Source organism: Nocardioides secundeburneus, assembly GCF_039939255.1.
Taxonomy (GTDB): Bacteria; Actinomycetota; Actinomycetes; order Propionibacteriales; family Nocardioidaceae; genus Nocardioides.
Genome location: NZ_JBDUUE010000001.1, coordinates 522,479 through 543,123 on the forward strand (window position 1 = coordinate 522,479; position 20,645 = coordinate 543,123).

Genomic DNA, 20,645 nt, shown 5'->3' on the forward strand with positions numbered 1-20,645 from the left:
GGGGTGAGAATCCGCTCCGTCCGGTTTCACGGGCGCTGATTCTGCGGTTATGACGATCGGTTTCAGCGACGAATCTCGGCGTCATGACCACCTCTCCCGCCCGGCTCGTTGAAGCCGTCAGCAACCAGATGCGGACCCGACTCCGGAGGCTCATCGCCGCCTTTCTCGTGGTCGCGAACCGTCCGACCCGCATCCGACTGTTTCGAACGTTTGTTCGCGTCATGTCGGTCGGATGTGTTAGGACGTCGTCATGCATTCGCACCGCCGTCGTCACAGAGGCGAGGCCGTCCACGGCCTTCGCCCAATCTGTGACCCGGTTGCGTCTGTGCCCTAACACGAGGCGTTCCTGGGTTCCGGTTGTCACCCAGGAGAACTGCACATGCCAGACCGCCACCGGGCGGGCCGCGAACTGCGGCTCGTCGAACCCGACGTACCCGAACAACCCGACGAAGTCCCCCCTCCAGGGGCTGCCCCTCCAGTTCGTCGACGAGGCAACTCGGGCCCTGCACCTCGGCCTCTACCTCAACCACCCGCACCCGGCACCCTCGTCGCTGGCCTCCCTCACCGGTCGGCTGACGCCAACGCAGCAAGCGGTGCTGGACCGACTGGCAGGCCACAAGAGCCTGACGGACTGGGCCTTGACTGGCCGTCGATCTGGTGGGCCGAGCACGACTGCGCCGACCGCCGTCGCTGCCCGCACGAACTCCCGCTGCCTGGCTGGTGGGTTCTGATGGCGAAGCGTGGTGTGCCGTTCCACCGTGACTCCGAGCAGGCGTTCCAGATGGCGCTCAAGCGGATCCGGGTCTACAAGGGCTCCAAGCCGGTCTTCGACGAGGAGACCCGGCTGCTGGTGCAGTCGATCGTCATCGACGCTCTGGTCACCGCCCCGCAGCCGGTCACCCCCGGCTGGGTTCACACCTCGCTGATGGCGGTCGGTGGGTTGGTGCGGTGGGCTCAGACGACGGCTGAGCCGTTGACCCGTGAACATCTGCTGTCGCAGCGGACCCGGAACCGGTTCATCAACCTCGGTACCGACGACCTGTTGGAGACCTCGCGGACCAACTACCGGTGCCGTCTCGACCTCATCGCCACCGGCCTGACCACCGGCCCGGTCGCTGCAACCGTGGCGGCGTCGGCGAAGTCCGGTGAGGCCATCGACCCGCACACCCCCGCTGAGGTCGCCACGTTGTGGGTGTGGGCTCACGGGCTGCGCCCGGCAACCCGCCGCGACCGCATCGTCGGGGTCCTCGTACTGGGCCTGGGGTGCGGACTGCGGTCCAGTGAACTGATCAACGTCTACCCCGAGTCTGTGTCCTTCGACGCCGACGGTGCCCACGTCATCGTGGCCGGTGGAGGACACCCTCGCGTGGTGACCTGTGACCAGGTATGGGAGGACCGGCTCGCGGAGTTGGTCGCCAACACCGAGCCGGGTCACCCGTTGACGTCGCCCTGGCGACGTGACCAGGCCACCGCGCGTGGGTTGCAGAACGCGTTGGCGACCGCCCAGCACACCGACACCCCGGTGGCGTGGTTCTCGCCCCGGTCGCTGCGCAACACGTGGCTCGTGCAGCGCCTCACCGAAGGCACCCCTATTCCGACGCTCATGGAGGCTGCCGGGATCGAGTCCGTCGAGGCGCTCAAGGCGTACCTGACCTACGTGCCTGCCCAGACCCCTGGCGATCGTGCGGCGTCGTTGCGTGGGCACGGTGTCCCGGTCGAGCCGATCCGTCCGGAGGTGACGTCGTGAGTCGCGGCGGACCGAAGGGTCCTCGCGGCGGCAAGCGCTCCGCTCAGACAGCAACAACGACGTCGCCTGCGCCGAAGATCAAGACTCAGCCGAAGCCGGTCGAAGGCAAGGCACGCACCGCTCGCGACACCCGTCAGGAACTGCCTATCCCCAACATGGAGCAGGTTCGGGCGCTCTACCCCGACCGCGTCGCCACCACGATCGCTCTGTCCCATCCGGACCGGTCCAAGCCCAAGTTCCCCGACAGCCGTGTCGAGGCGTCCATCGACTTCATCAAGCACTCCGGGACCGCCGAGTTCATCACCACCCGCCGTGACGCCCGCAAGATCAAGGCCGGTCGCCCCGTCAAGATCACCAACCTCGCGATCCTGGTCGCGATGCACCTCACCGTCGCCGACGGAGGCCCGCTGCTGTTGACCGTGATCCGTCAGACGCTCCTGGAGCGCCTGGGCCCGACGATGCGGGCCATGCTCGACATCAAGTTCCCTACCCGTCCGGCCAACCTGGCTGACCACAACCGGTGGGAGGAAGCCGCTGACGCCGCCGTACGACGTGCGTTCCACCGCATCCTCGACTCCATCGACCCTTCCACCGTGCCCAAGAACCGGATCCGTTCCTGGGACGAGATGGCGATCCTGAAGAAGGACCTGTCCATCGCCGAGCAGCAAGAACGCTCCGCTGCCCTGGACTGGTTCGGCAACCAGTTGCTCGAAGCCGCCTACCAGCAACTCCCCGAATCGGTCCGTGACCGGCTCGCCGCCAAGGGCCACGCCTACGCCATCGACGCCACCGTCATTCAAGCGTTCGCAAGGGGTCGAGGCATCGACAACGAAACCGCCTCCTCCGACCCCGACGCGGGTTGGTACGTCCGCGAGGGCGACCACCGCGACCCCCAGGACGTGCCGCCCGGCCAGAAGCCGACGACCCGCGACCTCAAGTTCAAGCGCGCCTCCAGCAAGTACGTCTTTGGGCGCGAAGCGCACCTGCTCACCCTGGCCGACATCTCCCACGCCAAGCGTCTCTACGCACCCCACATCCCGTTCGCGTTCAACACCGGCGTGCCCGGCGTCAACCCCGCCGAAGCCGCGATCTCGACGTTCGCGAACGTCCTGCACCGGGGCCACCAGGCTGGCCCCGTGGCAGGCGACATCCTCTACACCAACCAGGCCGCAGCGAAGTACCAGATCCCCGCCCGTCGGGCCGGGTTCGACCTCGTCCTGGGCTACGGCAAGGACCAGTTGGGTGTCCAGGGGTCCCACTCCTCCGGCATGCAGATGCTCGAAGGCACCTACGTCGCCCCTTGCATCCCCGACCACCTCATCAACGCCGTCCAGGACTACGCCCTTCTCGGCAGCATCGACGACCTCGAAGAGCGCCGCGCGAAGCATCGCGAGATCAACGAGCGCGTCAAGGCCCGCCTTGAGTACCGAATGCGGACCAAGGACACCACCAAGACCGGCGACCCCGCCACCGGCACCGCCGACATCAAAGAGCGACTGTCATGCCCTGCCGCCGGAACGAACCCGACCGCGATCTGCGCCCTTAAGCCCAAGTCGCAGAAGGACCGGCCCATCCGCCAGGCCAACGGCACCGTCGTCGACCTGCGCCGCACCATCGACCACCGCAAGGTCCTCACCAACGGCCACGCCCCGAAGGTCTGCACCCAGGAAACCGTCACCGTGACCATCGAGGACGGCGCGAAGTTCCGCCAGTCGATGCCGTTCGCCTCGCCCGAGCAGATCAGCACCTACAACCGGCTCCGCCAGGGCACCGAAGGTGTCCACGGCACCGCCAAGGACGAAGCCAAGATCGCGCTCGCCAACCCCGGACGCCGACGCGTACGCGGCTGGGCTGCCATGCAGGTCTTCACCGCGTTCCTCCTCGCCGAGACCGCCACCCAGCGCATCATCACGTTCATCAAGAACGCCGTCACCGACAACGAAGGCCACCTCTACGTGCCCCGACGTGAGCGAACCGGCAACCACGGCCCCACCGGCGCACCGCCCGGCACCGCGCTACCCGGCGCACCGCCCATCCCCGACCTGGCCGAAGTCGCCTGAGCCGGGAGGCCACCTGACACCACACCAGCAACAACCCCAACGCCCTGAAATCAGCGACCGCTGAGACAGGGCGTTCAGTCATTTCAGGACCAGTCGGCCTCGGTCACCGTCGCCCGACCGGGTCGCAACCGGCTCGACGACCGCCCGAAAGCCAGAAAGCCGCCCCCGGATCCCGAATTTTCGGGCCTGGAGCGACTGTCTGGGACTTTCATCGGTGCGGGTCCTGATTATCGTCGGGACCCCATGGCGGAGGCGGAGGGATTTGAACCCTCGATGGGGTTGTAGCCCCAAACCCGCTTAGCAGGCGGGCGCCATAGACCTGACTAGGCGACGCCTCCACGCGGCCGCTCGCGCGACTGCGTCAGCAGGGTACAAGCCCCGGGCGACCGACGGCGAATCGGATCGCGCGGCCGGCGCTCAGCCGCGCCGTCCGACCGCCTCGAGCCGGGCCCGGACGTCGTCGGCGAACCGCTCGCGGTCGACGGCGAGCATGACGACCGGGATGGTCGTGGTCGAGCCGTCACGGCGGCGGAGCACCACGCAGTCGATGTCGTGCGGGCTCGCCGCGACCGCCTCCTCGACGTCGTCCCAGCGGCCCCGGGCGACGCCGACGCCGCGCACGAAGCGGACCCGGTAGCCCTCGGCCGTGAACCGGACGACGTACCGGCGGGCCTGCAGCCACCAGGCCGCGACGACGACGGCGCACAGCCCGACGGCGGCGACCGCGACCACCCCCGTGGCCGGCCAGGAGAACACGAGCGCAGCGCCGGTGTAGACCAGCACGGCGACCGCGATGACGACGAGTCCGAGACCGACCAGACGAGCGGCGAACGCCGGTGCGAGAGGGTAGTCGCGATGGTCGTCGAACGGCTCGGACGCGGTCACCACGCCATTGTGGTGCACGCCGTCCGACCCCGAGGTTGTCACCCGATGAACGGCCCGTCATGCTCGTGAACGACATCACAGTCCCCGGAGGTCCCGTGTCCACCCCCAGCGCTCCGCTCATGACCGCCCTGCGCGGCCTGGCCGCCGCCAACGAGGCTCCTCGACGCGAGGGGCCGAGCCTCGGCAGCTGGCGCTGGACCATGCGCCAGCGCATGGGCACGGTGCGCGACGCGCTGATGGAGGAGACCACCGGCGGCGAGGACGAGTGGCTCGCCGCGCGCGGCGGCGCCGCCTTCCGCGAGCGCAACACGCTCCTGCTCCGCCTGGGCACCCTGGGCACCCGGGTGCTCGAGGACGCCGACGTGCCCGCCGTCCGGGCCGAGGTGGCCCGGCTCGTCGCCGACATCACCCACCACGCCCAGCGCGTGCGCGACCTCGCCTACGACGACGTCGAGATGGAGCTCGGCGGCTCGGAGTAGCCCGGGCATACACTCCTGTGGTCCGTGCCTGGCGCGGTCACGGAGGGGTGCCGGAGTGGCCGATCGGAACCGCCTTGAAAGCGGTCGTGGGGAGACCCACCGCGGGTTCGAATCCCGCCCCCTCTGCCAGAGCCTCAGACGAGGCTGATCAGCACGTCGCCCTCCTGGACGACGTCGCCGGGCGCGACCTTGATGGCGGCCACGGTGCCCGCGGCCTCGGAGACCACCGGGATCTCCATCTTCATCGACTCCAGCAGCGCGACCTCGTCGCCGACGGCGACCGTGGCACCGACCTCGACGGAGACCTCGAGCACGTTGGCGACCATCTCGGCGACCAGGTCGACGCGTTGCTCACGGGGCATGGACGCGACGCTAGCCGTTACCGGTCGGTTAGCCGAAGCGGGGGCGGGCTCGTCCGCTCGCCCGTCAGAGCAGGGCCTTCCATCTCGCCGGCTCGGGCCGGATCGCGGCGGCCTGCTCGTCGTCGCGGCTGCGTCGTCCGCGGGAGCCCTTGGTGGGGCCGGAGCTGGTGAAGAACAGGTCGAGGCGGATGATGACGAAGCCGATGACGAGCCCGACGCCGAGTCCGTAGACGACCGAGAGCACGCTCTCGGACCGGGCGATCGCGGGGTTGGCGAGCGAGTTCGCGACCGCCGAGGTGGCGGCCGCGCCGAAGGCGCAGACCCACCAGCCCTGGCGGCGTCGGGCGCGCATGTGGCACCCGTAGGCGAGGGCGGGGACGCCGAGCACGGACTCGATCGGGCGCGGGAACGCCCCGAGGTGCTCGCGGCTCCAGCCGACGCCGTCGAGCAGCGAGGTGACCAGCTCGGGGGTGCCGTAGCGGCGCAGCAGCTCGGCGTACAGCAGGGTGCCGGCGAGCAGCAGGCCACCGATGACGACGATCACGACGCCGCGGCGGCCGAGGCCGTGCAGACCGGCCCCGAGCCGGTAGACGACGGCGAAGGCGGCGGCGAGCGCGAGCCCGAAGGTCGTGTACTCGAAGCGGGTGACGGTGACGGTCGGCTCGAAGCCGAGGGTGGCCAGGGCTCCGACCCCGGCGATGAGCAGCGCGACGACGCACTCGCGGGCGGCGCGCCAGAAGGTCACGGCGGGCACGGTGGCCATCACGCCGAGCACGGCGGCCACAACCGCCGTCATCACGGCGGCGCCGGTGCGGAGCGAGGTCTCGTCGGAGACGACGACGCCGACGCCGAGCAGCAGCGCGACGGTGCCGAAGATGAGCGGGCGGCCGCCGGTGCGCGCGGCGAGGGCCCACGAGAAGGCCGAGACGACGGCGACGCTGCCGGCGTCGCCCAGCCAGTCCGGACCCACGGGCACCATCGCGCAGACCAGCGCGGCGACCGAGGCGACCACGATGACCAGCCAGCCCACGAGCGGCACCCGGGTCTCGCCGAAGGCCACCAACCGGTCGGTCGGCGTGCGCCGCTCGGGCCCGCGCTCGGAGGGCTCGGGGTCGGCGTCCGGCTCGAGCACCGGCAGCTCCGTGCCGGTCGGCGGGGTCGGCGGGGCGCCGGCGCGACGACGTCCGGCTGGTTGCGACACGACCGTTGAGGTTACAGGCGCCGGTTGCGCAGCGACGGGTTGGTCCGACGGGCCTCGTCGAGCACCTCGCGGCTGAGGTCGGCGCGCAGCACCTCGGCGTCGTCGCCGGCCTCGGCGACCACGCCGCCGAGCGGGTCGACGACGATCGAGTGCCCCGTGTAGCGCGGCGCCGGCTGCCCGGCGGCGAGCACGTAGGTGGTGTTCTCGATGGCCCGGGCGCGGGCCAGGGTGCGCCAGTGGTCGACCTTGCGGGGCCCGGCGACCCAGGCCGCAGGGACGACGAGCACCTCGGCGCCGGCGTCGACGAGCAGCCGCGCCATCTCGGGGAAGCGCAGGTCGTAGCAGGTCATCAGGCCGACGGCCCAGCCCGCGACCGTGACGACGACCGGGGCCGGGTCGCCGGCGAGCAGCCGGTCGGACTCGCGGTAGCCGAACGAGTCGTAGAGGTGCACCTTGCGGTAGGCCGCGGTGGTCGCCCCGCGCACGACGAGGGTGTTGAAGGGCCGGGCGGGGTCGGCGCTGGTCTCGAACTGGCCGGCCACGAGCGTCGTCCGGCACTCGTCGGCGACGCGGCCCAGCTCGGTGGCGAACTCGCCGGTGACCGGTTCGGCGTAGGCGCTCACGTCGGAGCCGGCCTCGCCGAAGTCGCGGGCGAAGGCCTCGGGCCACACGACGAGGTCGGTGTCGGACGGCGTCAGCTCGGCGAGCCGGGCGCGGTTGGCGGCCGGGTCGAGCCCGGAGGCCTCCTGGACGAGGGCGGTGCGCAGCACGTCGCTCATCACGCCATCATCGCCGGTAGTCCGGGTCGGGCAAGGGCACCCGGTCGGGGTTGCGCAGCACCCACGCCACCGACAGGTCGGTGAGGACGTCGATCGCGGGCTCGTCGAAGGCGCCACCGCGCAGGTCGTCGACGGCGGCGTCGACGCGCTGCAGGTCGGCGTCGTCGAGCGGGACGCCGGAGCGCACGTGCGCGGCGTAGGCGGTGAGCATGGCCTCGAAGTCGCGGTCCCAGTTGCCGCCGCCGTTGTTCAGGATCTCGTTGCCGATCCGGCCGATGATCCGGACGACCTCGCCCTGCACGAACGCGGCCGGTCCCCCAGGCGGCACAAGCATCTTCCAGAGCTCGTTGTACCGCGCCGAGCCCACGGTGGTGACCGTGATCGGCTCACCCTCGGCGAGCACCCGCGGCGGCACGGGCGGCTCGACGCGGACCAGGTCGAGCAGCTCGAGCAGCGTCGCCAGCGTGTCCTCGCCGCCCTTGCCGTCGGCGATGCGGCGCTGGACGTCGGAGACCGTGCGCCGCAGGTACTTCGGGGTCTCGCCGCTCGCCGTGCCGCCGAGCGGCACGAGGTAGCGGGCGAGCTCCAGCGCCATCGGCGCGTGGTAGTCGTCCATCTGCGTGAGCGCCGTGCCGAGCGGGGTCTGCTCGCGGCCGTTGCGGCCCACGACGCCGGCCGGGTCGGCGCCGGCGTCGACGAGCAGCCGGACGGCGTCGAGGTTGAACCTGACGGCGGCGCGGATGAGCGGCGACGTCGAGCGGCCCCGCCGGTCGGGGTCGGCGCCGCGCTCGAGCAGGAGTCGGACGACGTCGAGCGAGCCCGCGTGCTCGACCCGGGAGACGAGCGGGGTCTTGTCGAACCGGTCGGGGACGTCGACGCCCGCGCCGTGGTCGAGCAGCCAGCGGGCGCCGTCGACGTCGATGGACCAGAACGCCAGCGCCGTGGCCTTGCTGTAGCCGGCGACGGCGTCGACCTCGCACTTGGCGAAGAGCTGCTCGAGCTCGGCGACCGTGTAGACGGGCTCGTACTCGCGGAAGTCCTTCGGCAGGGTCTTGCGGAGCCTGGGCACGGTGACTCTCCTGACGCTGGGGGTCGACGGGCGCCCCCAGCGTGGCACCCTGAGGCCATGGGGCTGGAGTCGTACGCCGCGATCGTGCTCGCCGGCGGCCGCGCGGCCCGGCTCGGCGGGGTCGACAAGGCCTCGGTGGAGGTCGACGGGCGCACCCTCCTGGCGCACGCGCTCGAGGCGGTGGTCGACGCCTCGGAGGTGGTCGTCGTGGGCGACCAGGTGCCCACCGACCGGCCGGTGACGTTCTGCCGGGAGAGCCCGCGCCACGGCGGCCCCGTGGCGGCGCTGCTCACCGGCGTCGACCGGCTGCTGCGCCGGACCCCGACCGTGGCCGTGCTCGCCGTCGACATGCCCCGGGTCACGCCGTCGACGATCCGGCGCCTCCACGAGGCCGCCGAGGGCCACGACGGCGCCGTGCTCGTCGACCCCGGCGGGCGCCGTCAGCTCGCCTTCGTCGTCGCCCGCGAGCGCCTGGACGCCGTCCGGCCCGGCCACGAGGAGCAGCACGGGCACCCGGTGCACCGCCTGCTCGCCCGCCTCGACCTGGCCGAGGTGTCCGCGGTCGGCGTCGAGCACCGCGACGTCGACACCTGGGCCGACCTGCGCGACCTGCGCGACCCCGGCTGACCCGTCGCTGACCCCGGCGCCGGGATAGTTCGACACCAGGTCGACGTCCATGGGCCCCGGAGATGTCGACCTGGTGTCGAGCTATCGCCCGATCGTCACCGCGACGCGGTTGCGCGCCGGGCCGGAACGTGGCCAACCTGGACCCTGTGAACCTCCACGACTGGATCGACGAGCTGAGTGACGTGCTCGACCTCGAGACCGAGGTCGACGAAGGACTGCTGAACGACCTGGCCGAGCTGGCCCACGACAACGTCGACCCGGCGGCCGGGCCGGTGACGACCTACCTGCTGGGCTACGCCGCCGCGGCCAGGAACGCCGGGCCCGCGACCGTCGAGCGGCTGGCCGCCGGCGCGTCGGAGCTGGCCGAGGGCTGGGACCGCCCGGCCGGCGCGCCCGACCCCGACGACGTCGACGACCCCATCCCCGACGACCGCTCCATCGACCACACCGTCGACGCCGAGGGCGATGACGACGAGGACGACCAGGACGACGAGGCCGACGCATGAGGGCGGTCGTCGCCGACGGCGCCGGCGGGCCCGAGGTCCTCTCGGTGCAGGAGGTCCCCGACCTCACGCCCGGGCCCGGCGAGGTGCTGCTCGACGTCGCCGCGACCGCCGTCAACCGCGCCGACGTGCTGCAGCGCCGAGGGTTCTACCCGCCGCCGCCCGGGGCGAGCGAGACCATCGGCCTCGAGTGCAGCGGCACCGTGGCCGCGCTCGGCGACGGCGTCGAGGGCTGGTCGGTCGGCGACGAGGTCTGCGCGCTCCTCGCAGGCGGCGGCTACGCCTCGCAGGTCGTCGTCCCGGCCGGGCAGGTGATGCCGGTGCCGGACGGCGTCGACCTGGTCACCGCGGCGGCGCTGCCCGAGGTGGCGTGCACGGTGTGGTCGAACGTGTTCATGGTGGCCGGGCTCAAGCCCGACGAGTCGTTCCTCGTGCACGGCGGCGCGGGCGGCATCGGCACCTTCGCCATCCAGCTCGCCCATGCGCTCGGCTCGCAGGTGCTCACCACCGCCGGCTCCCCCGACAAGCTCGAGCTGTGCCGCAGCCTCGGCGCCGACGTCGCCATCAGCTACCGCGACGAGGACTTCGTGCAGGTGGCCCGCGAGGCGACCGGCGGCCGCGGGGTCGACGTCGTGCTCGACAACATGGGCGCCTCCTACCTGCCGCGCAACGTCGACGTGCTGGCCACCGAGGGCCGCCTCGTCATCATCGGCATGCAGGGCGGCGTCAAGGGCGAGCTCGACGTGGCCACGCTGCTCGGCAAGCGCGGCGCCGTGATCGCGACGTCGCTGCGCGGCCGGCCGGTCGAGGGCAAGACCGCGATCTGCGCCTCCGTCGTCGAGCACGTGTGGCCGCTCGTCGCCGACGGCACCGTCAAGGCCTCGGTCGGTCGCACCGTCCCGCTCGACGACGTCCGCGACGCCCACGAGCACATCGACGACGGCACCCACACCGGAAAGATCGTCCTCACCCTGTGAGGCGTCGACGAGTGGATACCGTGGGTGCATGAGCGAGGAGCAGCAGCACCCCGACGGTGAGCAGGAGCAGCAGGTCGTCATCATCGGCCCCGACGGCAAGGCGATCGGCGCCGTCCCGGCGTCGGCGCTGGCCGAGGCCGCCGACGGCGACGACGACGGGGACGGCGAGCGCAACCTCACCGACCTCGTCGAGCAGCCCGCGAAGGTGATGCGCATCGGCAGCATGATCCGTCAGCTGCTCGAGGAGGTGAAGGCCGCGCCGCTCGACGAGGCCAGCCGCGCCCGGCTCAAGGAGATCCACGCCTCCTCGATCAAGGAGCTCGAGCAGGGCCTCGCCCCCGAGCTCGTCGAGGAGCTGCAGCGCCTGTCGCTGCCCTTCGCCGACGACAACGTGCCCTCCGAGGGCGAGCTGCGCATCGCCCAGGCCCAGCTCGTGGGGTGGCTGGAGGGCCTGTTCCACGGCATCCAGACCGCGATCTACGCCCAGCAGATGGCCGCGCGTGCCCAGTTCGAGCAGATCCGCCGCGCGCTTCCCCCGGGCATGGGCATGCCCGGCGCCGACGGCGGTCAGCCCGGCCCCGGTCAGCCCGGTCCCGGTCAGCCGGGGCGCCCCGGGCAGCCCGGAGCCGACGACGACCGGCCCAGCAGCGGCGGCATGTACCTCTAGGCACCGCGGGTCCGCGTCAGCCGCGCGGACGCCCGAGGCGCCGGGCCAGCAGGAGCCCGAGGCCGCCGACGATGACGATCGCGAGGCCCGGGGCCGCGTTGCGGGTGAACGACGTGCCGGCGTCGAGGGAGTCGCACGAGCCCTCGTCGTCGAGCCGGATGGGGTCGCGGGTGTCGGGGCAGAGCAGGCCGACGTCGTCGAGCTGCGTGCCGGGCGTCTCGACGGCACCGGGCGGGCGCCCGTCGCCGAGCTTGTCCTCGACCCCGGCGATGGTGGCCTCGGTGGCGATGGGTGCGGCGGCGCAGCCGGCGACGACGTAGTCGGTGCCGTCGACCATCGCGTCGAAGAGGCGCGGCCGCTTGTCGACGCCGGTGGACGGCGGCGCCGTGGTGGTCGGCGTCGTGGGGGCAGGCGTGGCGGTCGACTGACCGGCCTGCTCCTGCTGCGCGCCCGACTGACCGGCGCCGCTCTGGTTGCGGCGGGTGCCGCAGGCCTCGAGGTCGGCGCGCGTGCGCACCGTGACCCGCTGCGTGGTGATCTGCGTCGGCCCGAAGACCTGCGAGACCTGCACCTGGTAGCGCCGTACCTGCACCGGCCCCTCGGCGGTGATCGACGGCAGGCGCACGAAGCTGCCGGTGAACACGGCCCGCGTCTCGTCGTCGGTCGGCGCGGTGGTCGGCGCGGTGGTCGGCGCGGCGGTGGGCGCCGGGGGCGTGGTCGGCGTCCGGGCGTACGCCGGGGCGCCCCCGAGGAGCAGGCCGGCACCGAGCCCGAGGCCCACCACGGCAGCGCCGAGGGCGCGATGAACGGCGTTCACGGGCCCATCACAACAGATCGGCGGTGAACCGGACCAGTCGGGCCACGGTGCGGGCGACCCCGTCGGCGTCGTTTCCGGGCACCACGTGGTCGACGACGTCGAGCACCGACGGGTGCGCGCCGGCGACGGCGTAGGAGGTGCCGGCCCAGGCGAGCATGGGCAGGTCGTTCGGCATGTCGCCGAAGGCGTGGACGTCGTCGCGGGCGACGCCGAGGTCGGCCGCGACCTCGGCCAGCGCGGCGGCCTTGGTCACGCCGACCGCGCTGATCTCGACCAGACCGGGCATCGACCAGGTGACGGTCGCGGCCGTGCCGACGGCGGCGGCAACCCGGGTCTGCAGCTCGGAGGCGTCGAGCCCGGGCGCCCGCACGAGCAGCTTGGTGACGGCGTCGCCCCACACGTCCTCGAGCGGACCGACGCGGGTCGACGGGTCGTCCTCGAAGGCCGTGGACTCGATCGCGATGCCGTCGAGGTCCTCGATCGCCATCAACGCGTCGGGCACCGCCTCGCGGATCGCGGCGACGACGTCGAGCCCGACCTCGCGCCCGAGCGCCCGCACGCGTCGCACGGAGCCCGTGGCGACGTCGTAGACGACGGCTCCGTTGCCCACGACGGCGACGCCGTGCGCGCCGACCACCGGCCACAGGTCGGCCATCCACCGCAACGGCCGGCCGGTGACGAACACGACCGGCACGCCGGCGTCGTCGACGGCGGCCAGCACGCGCCGGGTGGCGCCCGAGACCGTGCCGTCGGTGCGCAGCAGCGTGCCGTCGAGGTCGGTGGCGACGAGGAGGGCGGGACCGGGGGTGTCAGGCACGGGGCACCGGCCGCGCCATCACGAGCAGGCCCTCGTCGTCGCTGCCGCGCAGGTCGGTGAACCCGGCCTTGGCCAGCACGCGCACGCCGGCCCGGTTGCCCGGCTCGGTGCGCGCCCGCACCCGGACGCCGACCCGGTCGGTCTCGGCGAGCACGCACCGCAGCGCCTCGGTGGCCACGCCCCGACCCCGGGCGTCGGCGACGAGGCCGTAGCCGACCTCGACCTCGGGCGGGTCGCCCTCGGGTGGTCCGAAGAAGCCGATCGAGCCGACCGCCTGCATCCCGAGGACGACGTGACGCGGCCCCCACGGGTTGCCGTCGCGCACGAAGACGGCGGCGTCGACGTCGTCCTGGCGCGGGTAGTCGGGGTGCCAGCGGTCCTGACGGCGTCCGGCCCGCATGTCGGCGGCGTCGGCGGCGGTGACCAGGATCAGCCGGAGCCGCTCGCTGGCCAACCGCTCGGCGATCACGGGAACCAGCGGCCGATCTCGACGGCGGCGCCGTCGTCGAAGACCGTCTCGGTGACGGCGTCGGCGGCCTCGCGCACGACCTCGACGGCCTGGCCCATCGCGACCCCGCGGCCGGCCCAGCGCAGCATCTCGACGTCGTTGCGGCCGTCGCCGATGGCGAGTACGTCGGCGGCGGTGAGGCCGAGCTCGGCGCACACGTGCTCGAGGCCGGAGGCCTTCGAGACGCCGACCGGGGTGAGGTCGAGCCACGCCGTCCAGCCGACGACGTAGTCGGTGCCGTGCAGGCCCAGGCTCGCGGCGAGGGCGACGAAGTCGTCGGCCGTGGCCTCGGGGTCGCGCACGATCACCCGGCTGACCGGCTCGCGCACGAGGTCGTCGACCGTCGTCGGGTACATCTCGCCGGTCAGCTCCCCGTCGGGGAACGGCTCGGTGACCCGGTAGCCGGTGCCGCGTTCCTCGACCGCGACGCGCGCCGTCGGCCGGGCCTCGAGGATCGCGCGGACGGCCGGCCCGGCGTCGAAGACGTCCTCGTGCACGATCTCGACCTCGCCGCCCGGCAGGTAGCGGAACACGACCGCGCCGTTGGAGGCCACGACCCACAGGCGGTCCTGCTCCTGGCCGGTGAGCTCGAGGAGGTCGGCGATGCCCGTCATGCCGTGCGGCGAGCGACCCGACGCCAGGACGACGTGGGCGCCCGCGGCGAGCGCGCGGTGGACGGCGTCGAAGACCGCCGGCGTCACCTTCTCGTAGACGGTGCCCTCGCCCTCGACCCAGGCGAGGAGCGTGCCGTCGATGTCGAGCGCGACGAGGCGCGGCGTCCAGCCGTCGGGGACCATGTGACGAGGCTATCCGCCGTCGCGATTGCGGCCGACACCCGTGGTTCTCGCCATACTTCTTCCTGACCTCTGCCTAGCCCAGTCCCCGTCACCGACCCGTGCCCCGAGAGGAGCCCCGTGCTGCTCGACCGACCGCGCACCGTGCCGCTGGCCTGGGGTCTCGGGTGCCTGCTCGTCCTCGGCCTGCTGGCCCTGGCCGTCGGCCAGGACTGGGGCGTGCTCGTCGACGTCGACGACCGGGGCCGGCCGGCGAGTGCCTGGGCGGCCGACGACGCCGCCCTGCTCGACGCGCTGCGCCTGGTGGAGGACCTGTTCGGCACGCTCGCGATGACGATCTACACGGCCGTGCTCGCCGTGGTGATGTTCGCCAAGAACCACCGGCGGGCCTCGGTGTACGTGGTCGTGGTCGGCCTGGCGGCGGCGCTGGCCACCACGGGCCTCAAGCTGTGGGTCGGTCGCGTGCGCCCCGACTGGCAACACCCCGAGAACATCCTCGAGAACGCCTCGTTCCCCTCCGGCCACGCCTCGGCGATCGCCGCGCTCGGCACGAGCTCGATCGTGCTCGTGACGATGCTCGTGCGCCGCTCCGGCATCCGCCGCCTGGCGATCACCGGCGTCGTCGTGCTCGCCGTCCTCGTCTGCCTCGACCGGGTGCTGCTCGGTCGTCACTACCCCTCCGACGTCGTCGGCGGGCTCCTGCTCGGTGCGGGCATCGGCCTCGTCGCCCTGTCGGTCTACAGCCCGCTCCCGGTCAGCCACGCGCTCAAGACCGAGCCGCTGCCGCAGGCCGTGCCGTCGGCCAGGCGGCTCGCGGTGGTGCTCAACCCGATCAAGGTCGAGGACGTCGCCGTCTTCCAGAACATCGTCACCTCGATGGCGCGCGAGGCCGGCTGGCAGGACCCCACCTGGCACCTGACGACGCCCGAGGACTCCGGCACCGGCCAGGCCGAGGAGGCCTCCGTCGCCGGCGCCGACCTCGTCATCGTCTGCGGCGGCGACGGCACCGTGCGCGAGGTCTGCGCCGAGCTCGCCGGCACCGGCATCCCGGTCGGCATCATCCCGGCCGGCACCGGCAACCTGCTCGCGCGCAACCTCGACATCCCGCTCTACCTGCGCGCCGCCATCGACATCGCCCTGACCGGTCAGGACCGCGCGATCGACATGGTCGCCGTCCGCGGCGACAAGCTGCACGACGAGCACGGCGACGACCCCGACAGCGACGACCACGAGGGCCCGGCGGAGTTCGAGTCGCACTTCATGGTGATGGCCGGCATGGGCTTCGACGCCGCGATCATGGAGGGCGTCAACGAGGACATCAAGAAGAAGGTCGGCTGGCTCGCCTATGTGCTCTCGGCCCTCAAGTCGCTGATGTTCCCGGTCACCCGCGTCGAGATCTCGGTCGACGGCGGCGAGTGGACCAAGCACCGCGCCCGCACCGTCGTCGTCGGCAACGTCGGCTACCTCCAGGCCGGCATGCCCCTGCTGCCCGACGCCGCCATCGACGACGGCCAGCTCGACGTCGTGCTGATCTACCCCCGGCGGTTCCTGTCGTGGATCCCGGTCGCGGTCCGCGTGCTCGCCAAGCGCACCCGCACCGACGACACGATCAACCGGATGACCGGACGCACCGTCTCGATCCGCGCCGGCGTCGACACCCCGCGCCAGCTCGACGGCGACTCCATCGGCTCGGGTCGCGAGCTGCACATGGAGTGCATCCACGGACGCCTGCTCGTCCGCGTCCCGAGGTAAGGGCCGCCGGCCCGGTCAAGGTGGCGCTCGGAACCGGGGGGTCGGCGCCAAGGACCCGTCAACGCACGCGTCCGCGGCCGCTGCCCGGGCGTAGGACGGACCCATGACCGCCCCCGCACTTCCCGTCGCCCGCCCCGCCCACCCGCACCACGTGCTCCTCGACGCCGTCGGGCACGCGGTCGGCGAGGTGGTGCGGGCGGTGCTCGATGACGACCGCGAGGTGGCTCGCCGCGTGCTGCGCGACGGCGCCCGCCGGCACACGCTGTCGGCCGCGGCCGAGCAGGAGGTGCGGCGGGCGGTCGTCGGCTCGGCACGGCGGACCCAGGCCGCGCAGGAGCTGCTGGTGGTCAGCGACGTCGCCCGGGCCTCGCGCCTGGTCGACGAGCTCGCCCGGCTGGTGCTGGTCGGCCGCGGCGAGGGCCACTGGACGGCGTCGCGCCAGGAGGCCCTGATGCTGCTGGCCCGGTTCGGTGAGGAGCGCCTGCACCAGCTCGCGGACGGCGTCCACGGGCCGGGCCTGGACCGCGAGTTCACCCGGTGCGGCCGCTGCCTGCTCGATGCGGCCGACCGGCTGGGGTCGGCGACCGCCGTCGACCGCGGCTCCTACCAGCCGACGCTGACGTGCTGCGCGGCCCTGGCGACGTCGGTGCTGCAGGCCTCGCGCCACGCGCTGCGCGCCGCGGCCTGAGCCACCGCTCGTCGTCCGGGATGCGCACGAGCCGGGCGCCCGTCAAGGATCCGTAGGAATTCGCCACGGAGCCTTGTCCCGCGCCGACCGGGGTGTGTGATCGAAGGGTGATCGACGTCGACCCAGGACGCTCCCGGCCGCTGCTGCGGACGGCGTCCGTGATCGTGCCGGTGGCCGTCGCGGCCGCCCTGTCGCCGTTCCGCGAGGACGTCGACGCCTCGAGCGCCGTCCTGGTGCTCGTCCTGCTCGTGGTGGCGGCGGCCGCGACGGGTGACCGGTGGTCCGGCGTGCTCGCCGCCCTCTCCGGCGCCCTGAGCTTCGACTTCCTGCTCACCGCGCCCTACCTCAGCTTGTCGATCCACGACCCCGCCGACGTCGAGGCCGCCGTCCTGCTGCTGGTGATCGGGGTCGCGGTGACCGAGGTGGCGCTGTGGGGACGACGCCAGCAAGCCGAGTCGCTGCGTCGCTCGGGCTACCTCGAGGGCCTGGCCGACGTGGCCGGCGCGGTCGCGGGCGGCCGCGAGACCCGCGCGGTGACCGGCGTCGTGGCCGAGCGGATCGCCGAGGTGCTCGGCGCCGACGACTGCGTCTTCCGCGAGGGCCCGGTGCACGACGCCCGGGTCGCAGTGCTCGACCGCGACGGCGTCCTGACCCGCGACGGCCGGCCCTGGGACGTCGACCGGAACGGGCTGCCCACCGACGAGTACGTCGCGGTGCCGGTCGTGCGCGGGGACGTCGTGCTCGGGCACTTCCTCGTCACCTCGAGCACCCGCGTGCGTCGGCCCGGGCGCGAGCAGCGGCGGGTCGCGGCGCTCCTGGCCGACCAGGTCGCGCCGGCCTTCGACGTCCGGCACTGACAGCAGGAGCACGGCGCGGTTGACTGGCCGCATGACGACGACCGCACCCGCTCCCGTCCAGGCCTGGCACCGCTTCGTCGAGAGCCGCGACCCGGCCGGCCTCGACGTCCTGCTCGCCGACGGGTGCGTGTTCCGGTCGCCGGCGGTGCACACGCCCCAGGAGGGCAAGGCGGTCACGGCGGCCTACCTGCACGCCGCCATGGTCGTGCTCGGCCCCGAGCTGCGCTACCTCGACGAGTGGTACGGCGAGCAGTCGGCGGTGCTCGAGTTCGAGACCGTCGTCGGCGGGCTGAGCGTGCACGGCGTCGACATGCTGCGCTGGGGCGACGACGGCCTGCTGACGTCGTTCACCGTGATGGTCCGCCCGGTCAAGGGCCTGCACGCCGTCATCGAGGCGATGGGCGCCGAGCTGACCCGCTGAGGGGTCGGCCGACGTCGTCCGACTCGCCTCGGCACGACGAGGGATTCCTCCCTGTCCGCGACCGGGCCCGTTCCGTCAGGTTTCTCCCACCGGTCATCCACCGGACCACCACGAGGGCCTACCGGCCGTCGCCCGACCCAGGGAGCACCACTCATGAAGCTGACGTCATGGAGGACCGCGCTGCTCGGCGCCACGGTCTGCGCCGCACTCGTCGCCGTCCCGACCGCGAACGTCGCCGCCGACGACGCGAAGACCGCGCAGGGCACGGCGCCGTCGTTCGAGAAGTTCGAGGCGACGACCTACCGCGACACCGACGGCGCCTACGTCGTCAACGGTGACGAGGCGCTGCACACCGTTGAGTCGCTGCGCGACTACTACGACCGGATGACCGGCGCCAGCTCCGACGCCACCGGCACGGGCACCGGGACGCCGTCCAACGGTCTGATCGTCAACACCACCGGTGGCCGCGACGACAAGTGGACCGCGTCGCAGGCGCGGAACCTGACGTACTGCGTGAGCAACAACTTCGGCACCCGCAAGACGACCGTGGTGAACGCGATGGCCCAGGGCGCGGCGTTGTGGGAGAACGCGTCGTCCGGCGTGAACTTCACCTACGTCTCCTCGCAGGACGGCAGCTGCCGCACCAGGAACACCTCGGTGACGTTCTCGGTCGAGCCGACGACCAGCACGTCCTACATCGCCCGGGCGTTCTTCCCGAGCTACCCGAAGTCGCAGCGCAACGTGCTGGTGAACTCCTCCTCGCTCACCACCTCGGGCTGGTCGCCGGCCAACATCCTGGGCCACGAGCTCGGGCACGTGCTGGGCTTCCGCCACGAGCACACGCGCCCGGAGTCGGGCGCGTGCTTCGAGGACAACAACTGGCGCCCGCTGACGCCGTACGACTCGGCGTCGATCATGCACTACCCGCAGTGCAACGGGACGTCGTCGAGCCTGAGCTTCACCACGCGCGACGGCCAGGGTCTGCGTTCGCTCTACGGCAGCTGATCCGGCACGTCGGTCCGAGGGGTCGCTTGGCATGCTGGTGGACATGCACCAGCAGGTGGACGAGACCGAGCCCCATGTCGAGCCCGAGGTCGAGCCCCGTGTCGAGCACGACACCGAGCGGCACCCGGTGCTGGCCTGGTGGCTGCTGATCGGTGGCGCGATCGGTCTGCTGGCGGCGGGCACGCTGCTGGTCGAGAAGATCCGCGTGCTGAGCGACCCCTCCTACGTGCCCTCGTGCAGCCTCAACCCGGTGCTGAGCTGCGGCTCGGTGATGAACAGCGAGCAGGCCGAGGTGCTGGGCTTCCCCAACCCGATCATCGGCGTCGCCGCCTTCGCCGTCGTCGCGGCCACCGGGGCCGGGATGCTCGCCGGCGCCCGCCTGGCGCGCTGGTACTGGTGGGGCCTCCAGGCCGGTGTCGTCGCCGGCATGGGCTTCGTCGTCTGGCTCTTCGTCCAGAGCCTCTACGAGATCGGGGCCCTCTGCCCCTACTGCATGGTCGTGTGGGTCGTCGTGCTCGTGACCTTCTGGTACGTCACGCTCCGCAACGTGGAGCAGGGCCTGTTCGGTGAGCGGTTCGCCGGACACCCCGCTGTACGAACGATCCTGGTCTGGCACTCGGTCGGGGTGCTCGTCGTGGTGCTCGTCGCCGTCGCGCTGATCGGCGAGCGGTTCTGGTACTACTGGCAGACCCTCGTCTGAGAGGTCATTGCCCACGCGGACGAATCCTGGTCGGATCAGACCCATGAGCCAGCTGCGCACGGTCGTCACCGGGATGTCGTTCACCGAGTGCCCGCGGTGGCACGACGGGCGGTTGTGGTTCGTCGACTTCTACACGCACGCGATCTACTCGGCGACCGAGTCGGGCGACGACCTGCGGGTGGAGGTCGAGGTGCCGGGGCAGCCGTCGGGCATCGGGTGGCTGCCCGACGGGCGGCTGCTGTTCGTCTCGATGCGCGACGCGAAGGTGATGCGGCGCGAGCACGACGGCAGCGTCGTGGTGCACGCCGACGTCGCCGCCCACGTGGGCGGGCACCCCAACGACATGGTCGTCGACGCCCACGGGCGGGCGTGGCTCGGCAACTTCGGCTTCGACCTCATGGGCGGCGCCGACCTCGCGCCGACCGTGCTGCTGCGGGTCGACCCCGACGGCACCGTGACGGTGGTGGCCGACGACCTGTGGTTCCCCAACGGCAGCGTGGTCACCGCCGACGGCTCGACCTTGCTGGTCGACGAGACGTTCGGCAACCGGGTCAGCGCGTTCGAGATCGGCCACGACGGCACGCTCGGCCCGCGGCGCGACTGGGCGCGGTTCGCCGACCTGCCGACGGCGACCGCGCTCGGCGAGGTCATCCCGTCGCTCACCGTGGCGCCCGACGGCTGCAGCCTCGACGCCGAGGGCTGCCTGTGGGTGGCCGACGCGACGGGCGGGCGCGCCGTCCGGGTGCGCGAGGGTGGCGAGATCCTCGACGAGGTGAGCCCGGGCACCGGGGTGTTCGCGTGCCTGCTCGGCGGTGCCGACGGCCGCACGCTGTTCCTGTGCTGCGCGCCCGACTTCGACGAGCACGCCCGCAGCGCCGTCCGCGAGGCGGAGATCCGAGCCGTGCGCGTCGAGGTCGGGGCACCCTGACC

At 72.6% G+C, this 20,645-nt stretch carries 23 protein-coding genes and 2 tRNA genes; 15 read left to right on the plus strand and 10 right to left on the minus strand.

Annotation, left to right across the window (positions count from 1 at the left end):
* Positions 1-781 precede the first annotated feature (781 nt).
* A complete protein-coding gene (locus tag ABFT23_RS02265; protein ID WP_347892267.1) occupies positions 782-1,747 on the plus strand; it encodes a hypothetical protein in 966 nt (321 codons plus the stop codon).
* Positions 1,744-3,807, plus strand: a complete 2,064-nt coding sequence (locus ABFT23_RS02270; RefSeq protein WP_347892268.1) for a hypothetical protein — start codon at positions 1,744-1,746, stop codon at positions 3,805-3,807. The genes ABFT23_RS02265 and ABFT23_RS02270 overlap by 4 nt, the downstream gene beginning before the upstream one ends.
* Positions 3,808-4,051: 244 nt before the next feature.
* Here ABFT23_RS02270 and ABFT23_RS02275 read toward each other — a convergent pair.
* Positions 4,052-4,145 (minus strand) — tRNA-Ser (locus ABFT23_RS02275).
* Positions 4,146-4,224: 79 nt separating this feature from the next.
* Positions 4,225-4,692 (minus strand): hypothetical protein, encoded by a 468-nt coding sequence (locus ABFT23_RS02280; RefSeq protein ID WP_347892269.1) that lies wholly within the window; start codon positions 4,690-4,692, stop codon positions 4,225-4,227.
* A gap of 119 nt (positions 4,693-4,811) precedes the next feature.
* On the opposite strand from ABFT23_RS02280, the gene ABFT23_RS02285 reads away from it, so the two are divergent.
* Together ABFT23_RS02285 and ABFT23_RS02290 are read left to right on the plus strand one after the other, a co-directional pair.
* Positions 4,812-5,171 (plus strand): hypothetical protein, encoded by a 360-nt coding sequence (locus ABFT23_RS02285; protein WP_347892271.1) that lies wholly within the window; start codon positions 4,812-4,814, stop codon positions 5,169-5,171.
* A gap of 41 nt (positions 5,172-5,212) precedes the next feature.
* Positions 5,213-5,300: transfer RNA gene (locus ABFT23_RS02290), tRNA-Ser, on the plus strand.
* Between the two features lie 5 nt (positions 5,301-5,305).
* Here the strand turns inward: ABFT23_RS02290 and ABFT23_RS02295 are convergent.
* The 4 genes from ABFT23_RS02295 to ABFT23_RS02310 form a co-directional block, all read right to left on the minus strand.
* Positions 5,306-5,533 (minus strand): biotin/lipoyl-binding carrier protein, encoded by a 228-nt coding sequence (locus tag ABFT23_RS02295; protein WP_347892272.1) that lies wholly within the window; start codon positions 5,531-5,533, stop codon positions 5,306-5,308.
* 64 nt (positions 5,534-5,597) lie between these two features.
* Entirely contained in the window at positions 5,598-6,734 is a 1,137-nt protein-coding gene (locus ABFT23_RS02300; RefSeq protein WP_347892273.1) for a hypothetical protein, read from the minus strand.
* Positions 6,735-6,745: 11 nt separating this feature from the next.
* Entirely contained in the window at positions 6,746-7,513 is a 768-nt protein-coding gene (locus tag ABFT23_RS02305; RefSeq protein WP_347892275.1) for a carbon-nitrogen hydrolase family protein, read from the minus strand.
* A gap of 7 nt (positions 7,514-7,520) precedes the next feature.
* Positions 7,521-8,582, minus strand: coding sequence for an ankyrin repeat domain-containing protein (locus ABFT23_RS02310; protein WP_347892276.1), 1,062 nt, complete (start codon positions 8,580-8,582; stop codon positions 7,521-7,523).
* 57 nt (positions 8,583-8,639) lie between these two features.
* Here ABFT23_RS02310 and mobA point away from each other — a divergent pair, with 57 nt between their 5' ends.
* From mobA to ABFT23_RS02330, 4 genes are all read left to right on the plus strand, one after another.
* Positions 8,640-9,209 (plus strand): molybdenum cofactor guanylyltransferase, encoded by a 570-nt coding sequence (gene mobA, locus ABFT23_RS02315; RefSeq protein WP_347892278.1) that lies wholly within the window; start codon positions 8,640-8,642, stop codon positions 9,207-9,209.
* Between the two features lie 146 nt (positions 9,210-9,355).
* Positions 9,356-9,715 (plus strand): DUF6457 domain-containing protein, encoded by a 360-nt coding sequence (locus tag ABFT23_RS02320; protein WP_347892280.1) that lies wholly within the window; start codon positions 9,356-9,358, stop codon positions 9,713-9,715.
* Complete coding sequence (locus ABFT23_RS02325; protein WP_347892282.1) at positions 9,712-10,689, plus strand: NAD(P)H-quinone oxidoreductase; 978 nt, start codon at positions 9,712-9,714, stop codon at positions 10,687-10,689. The genes ABFT23_RS02320 and ABFT23_RS02325 overlap by 4 nt, the downstream gene beginning before the upstream one ends.
* Positions 10,690-10,717: 28 nt before the next feature.
* Complete coding sequence (locus tag ABFT23_RS02330; RefSeq protein ID WP_347892284.1) at positions 10,718-11,356, plus strand: bacterial proteasome activator family protein; 639 nt, start codon at positions 10,718-10,720, stop codon at positions 11,354-11,356.
* A 16-nt stretch (positions 11,357-11,372) separates the two neighbouring features.
* Here ABFT23_RS02330 and ABFT23_RS02335 read toward each other — a convergent pair whose 3' ends face one another.
* Genes ABFT23_RS02335 through ABFT23_RS02350 form a run of 4 tightly spaced genes read right to left on the minus strand, consistent with a single transcriptional unit; the run spans position 11,373 to position 14,295 of the window.
* The gene (locus ABFT23_RS02335) at positions 11,373-12,173 is read right to left on the minus strand and encodes a hypothetical protein (RefSeq protein ID WP_347892286.1); all 801 of its coding nucleotides are present in this window, start codon (positions 12,171-12,173) and stop codon (positions 11,373-11,375) included.
* A gap of 7 nt (positions 12,174-12,180) precedes the next feature.
* A complete protein-coding gene (locus ABFT23_RS02340) occupies positions 12,181-12,990 on the minus strand; it encodes an HAD family hydrolase (RefSeq protein WP_347892288.1) in 810 nt (269 codons plus the stop codon).
* Entirely contained in the window at positions 12,983-13,459 is a 477-nt protein-coding gene (locus tag ABFT23_RS02345) for a GNAT family N-acetyltransferase (protein ID WP_347892289.1), read from the minus strand. The genes ABFT23_RS02340 and ABFT23_RS02345 overlap by 8 nt, the downstream gene beginning before the upstream one ends.
* A complete protein-coding gene (locus ABFT23_RS02350; RefSeq protein ID WP_347892290.1) occupies positions 13,456-14,295 on the minus strand; it encodes an HAD family hydrolase in 840 nt (279 codons plus the stop codon). The genes ABFT23_RS02345 and ABFT23_RS02350 overlap by 4 nt, the downstream gene beginning before the upstream one ends.
* A gap of 117 nt (positions 14,296-14,412) precedes the next feature.
* On the opposite strand from ABFT23_RS02350, the gene ABFT23_RS02355 reads away from it, so the two are divergent.
* From ABFT23_RS02355 to ABFT23_RS02385, 7 genes are all read left to right on the plus strand, one after another.
* Positions 14,413-16,044 (plus strand): diacylglycerol kinase family protein, encoded by a 1,632-nt coding sequence (locus ABFT23_RS02355; protein ID WP_347892292.1) that lies wholly within the window; start codon positions 14,413-14,415, stop codon positions 16,042-16,044.
* Between the two features lie 103 nt (positions 16,045-16,147).
* Positions 16,148-16,732 carry a hypothetical protein gene (locus tag ABFT23_RS02360; protein WP_347892294.1) on the plus strand — a complete coding sequence of 195 codons (585 nt, stop codon included), beginning with the start codon at positions 16,148-16,150 and terminating at the stop codon, positions 16,730-16,732.
* 107 nt (positions 16,733-16,839) lie between these two features.
* Positions 16,840-17,589 (plus strand): DUF4118 domain-containing protein, encoded by a 750-nt coding sequence (locus ABFT23_RS02365; RefSeq protein ID WP_347892296.1) that lies wholly within the window; start codon positions 16,840-16,842, stop codon positions 17,587-17,589.
* Between the two features lie 31 nt (positions 17,590-17,620).
* Positions 17,621-18,010 (plus strand): nuclear transport factor 2 family protein, encoded by a 390-nt coding sequence (locus ABFT23_RS02370; RefSeq protein ID WP_347892297.1) that lies wholly within the window; start codon positions 17,621-17,623, stop codon positions 18,008-18,010.
* 153 nt (positions 18,011-18,163) lie between these two features.
* On the plus strand, positions 18,164-19,015 hold the full coding sequence (locus tag ABFT23_RS02375) for a M57 family metalloprotease (RefSeq protein WP_347892299.1): 852 nt from the start codon (positions 18,164-18,166) through the stop codon (positions 19,013-19,015).
* 43 nt (positions 19,016-19,058) lie between these two features.
* Positions 19,059-19,715 (plus strand): vitamin K epoxide reductase family protein, encoded by a 657-nt coding sequence (locus ABFT23_RS02380; protein ID WP_347892300.1) that lies wholly within the window; start codon positions 19,059-19,061, stop codon positions 19,713-19,715.
* Between the two features lie 43 nt (positions 19,716-19,758).
* Complete coding sequence (locus tag ABFT23_RS02385) at positions 19,759-20,643, plus strand: SMP-30/gluconolactonase/LRE family protein (RefSeq protein WP_347892302.1); 885 nt, start codon at positions 19,759-19,761, stop codon at positions 20,641-20,643.
* Positions 20,644-20,645 lie beyond the last annotated feature (2 nt).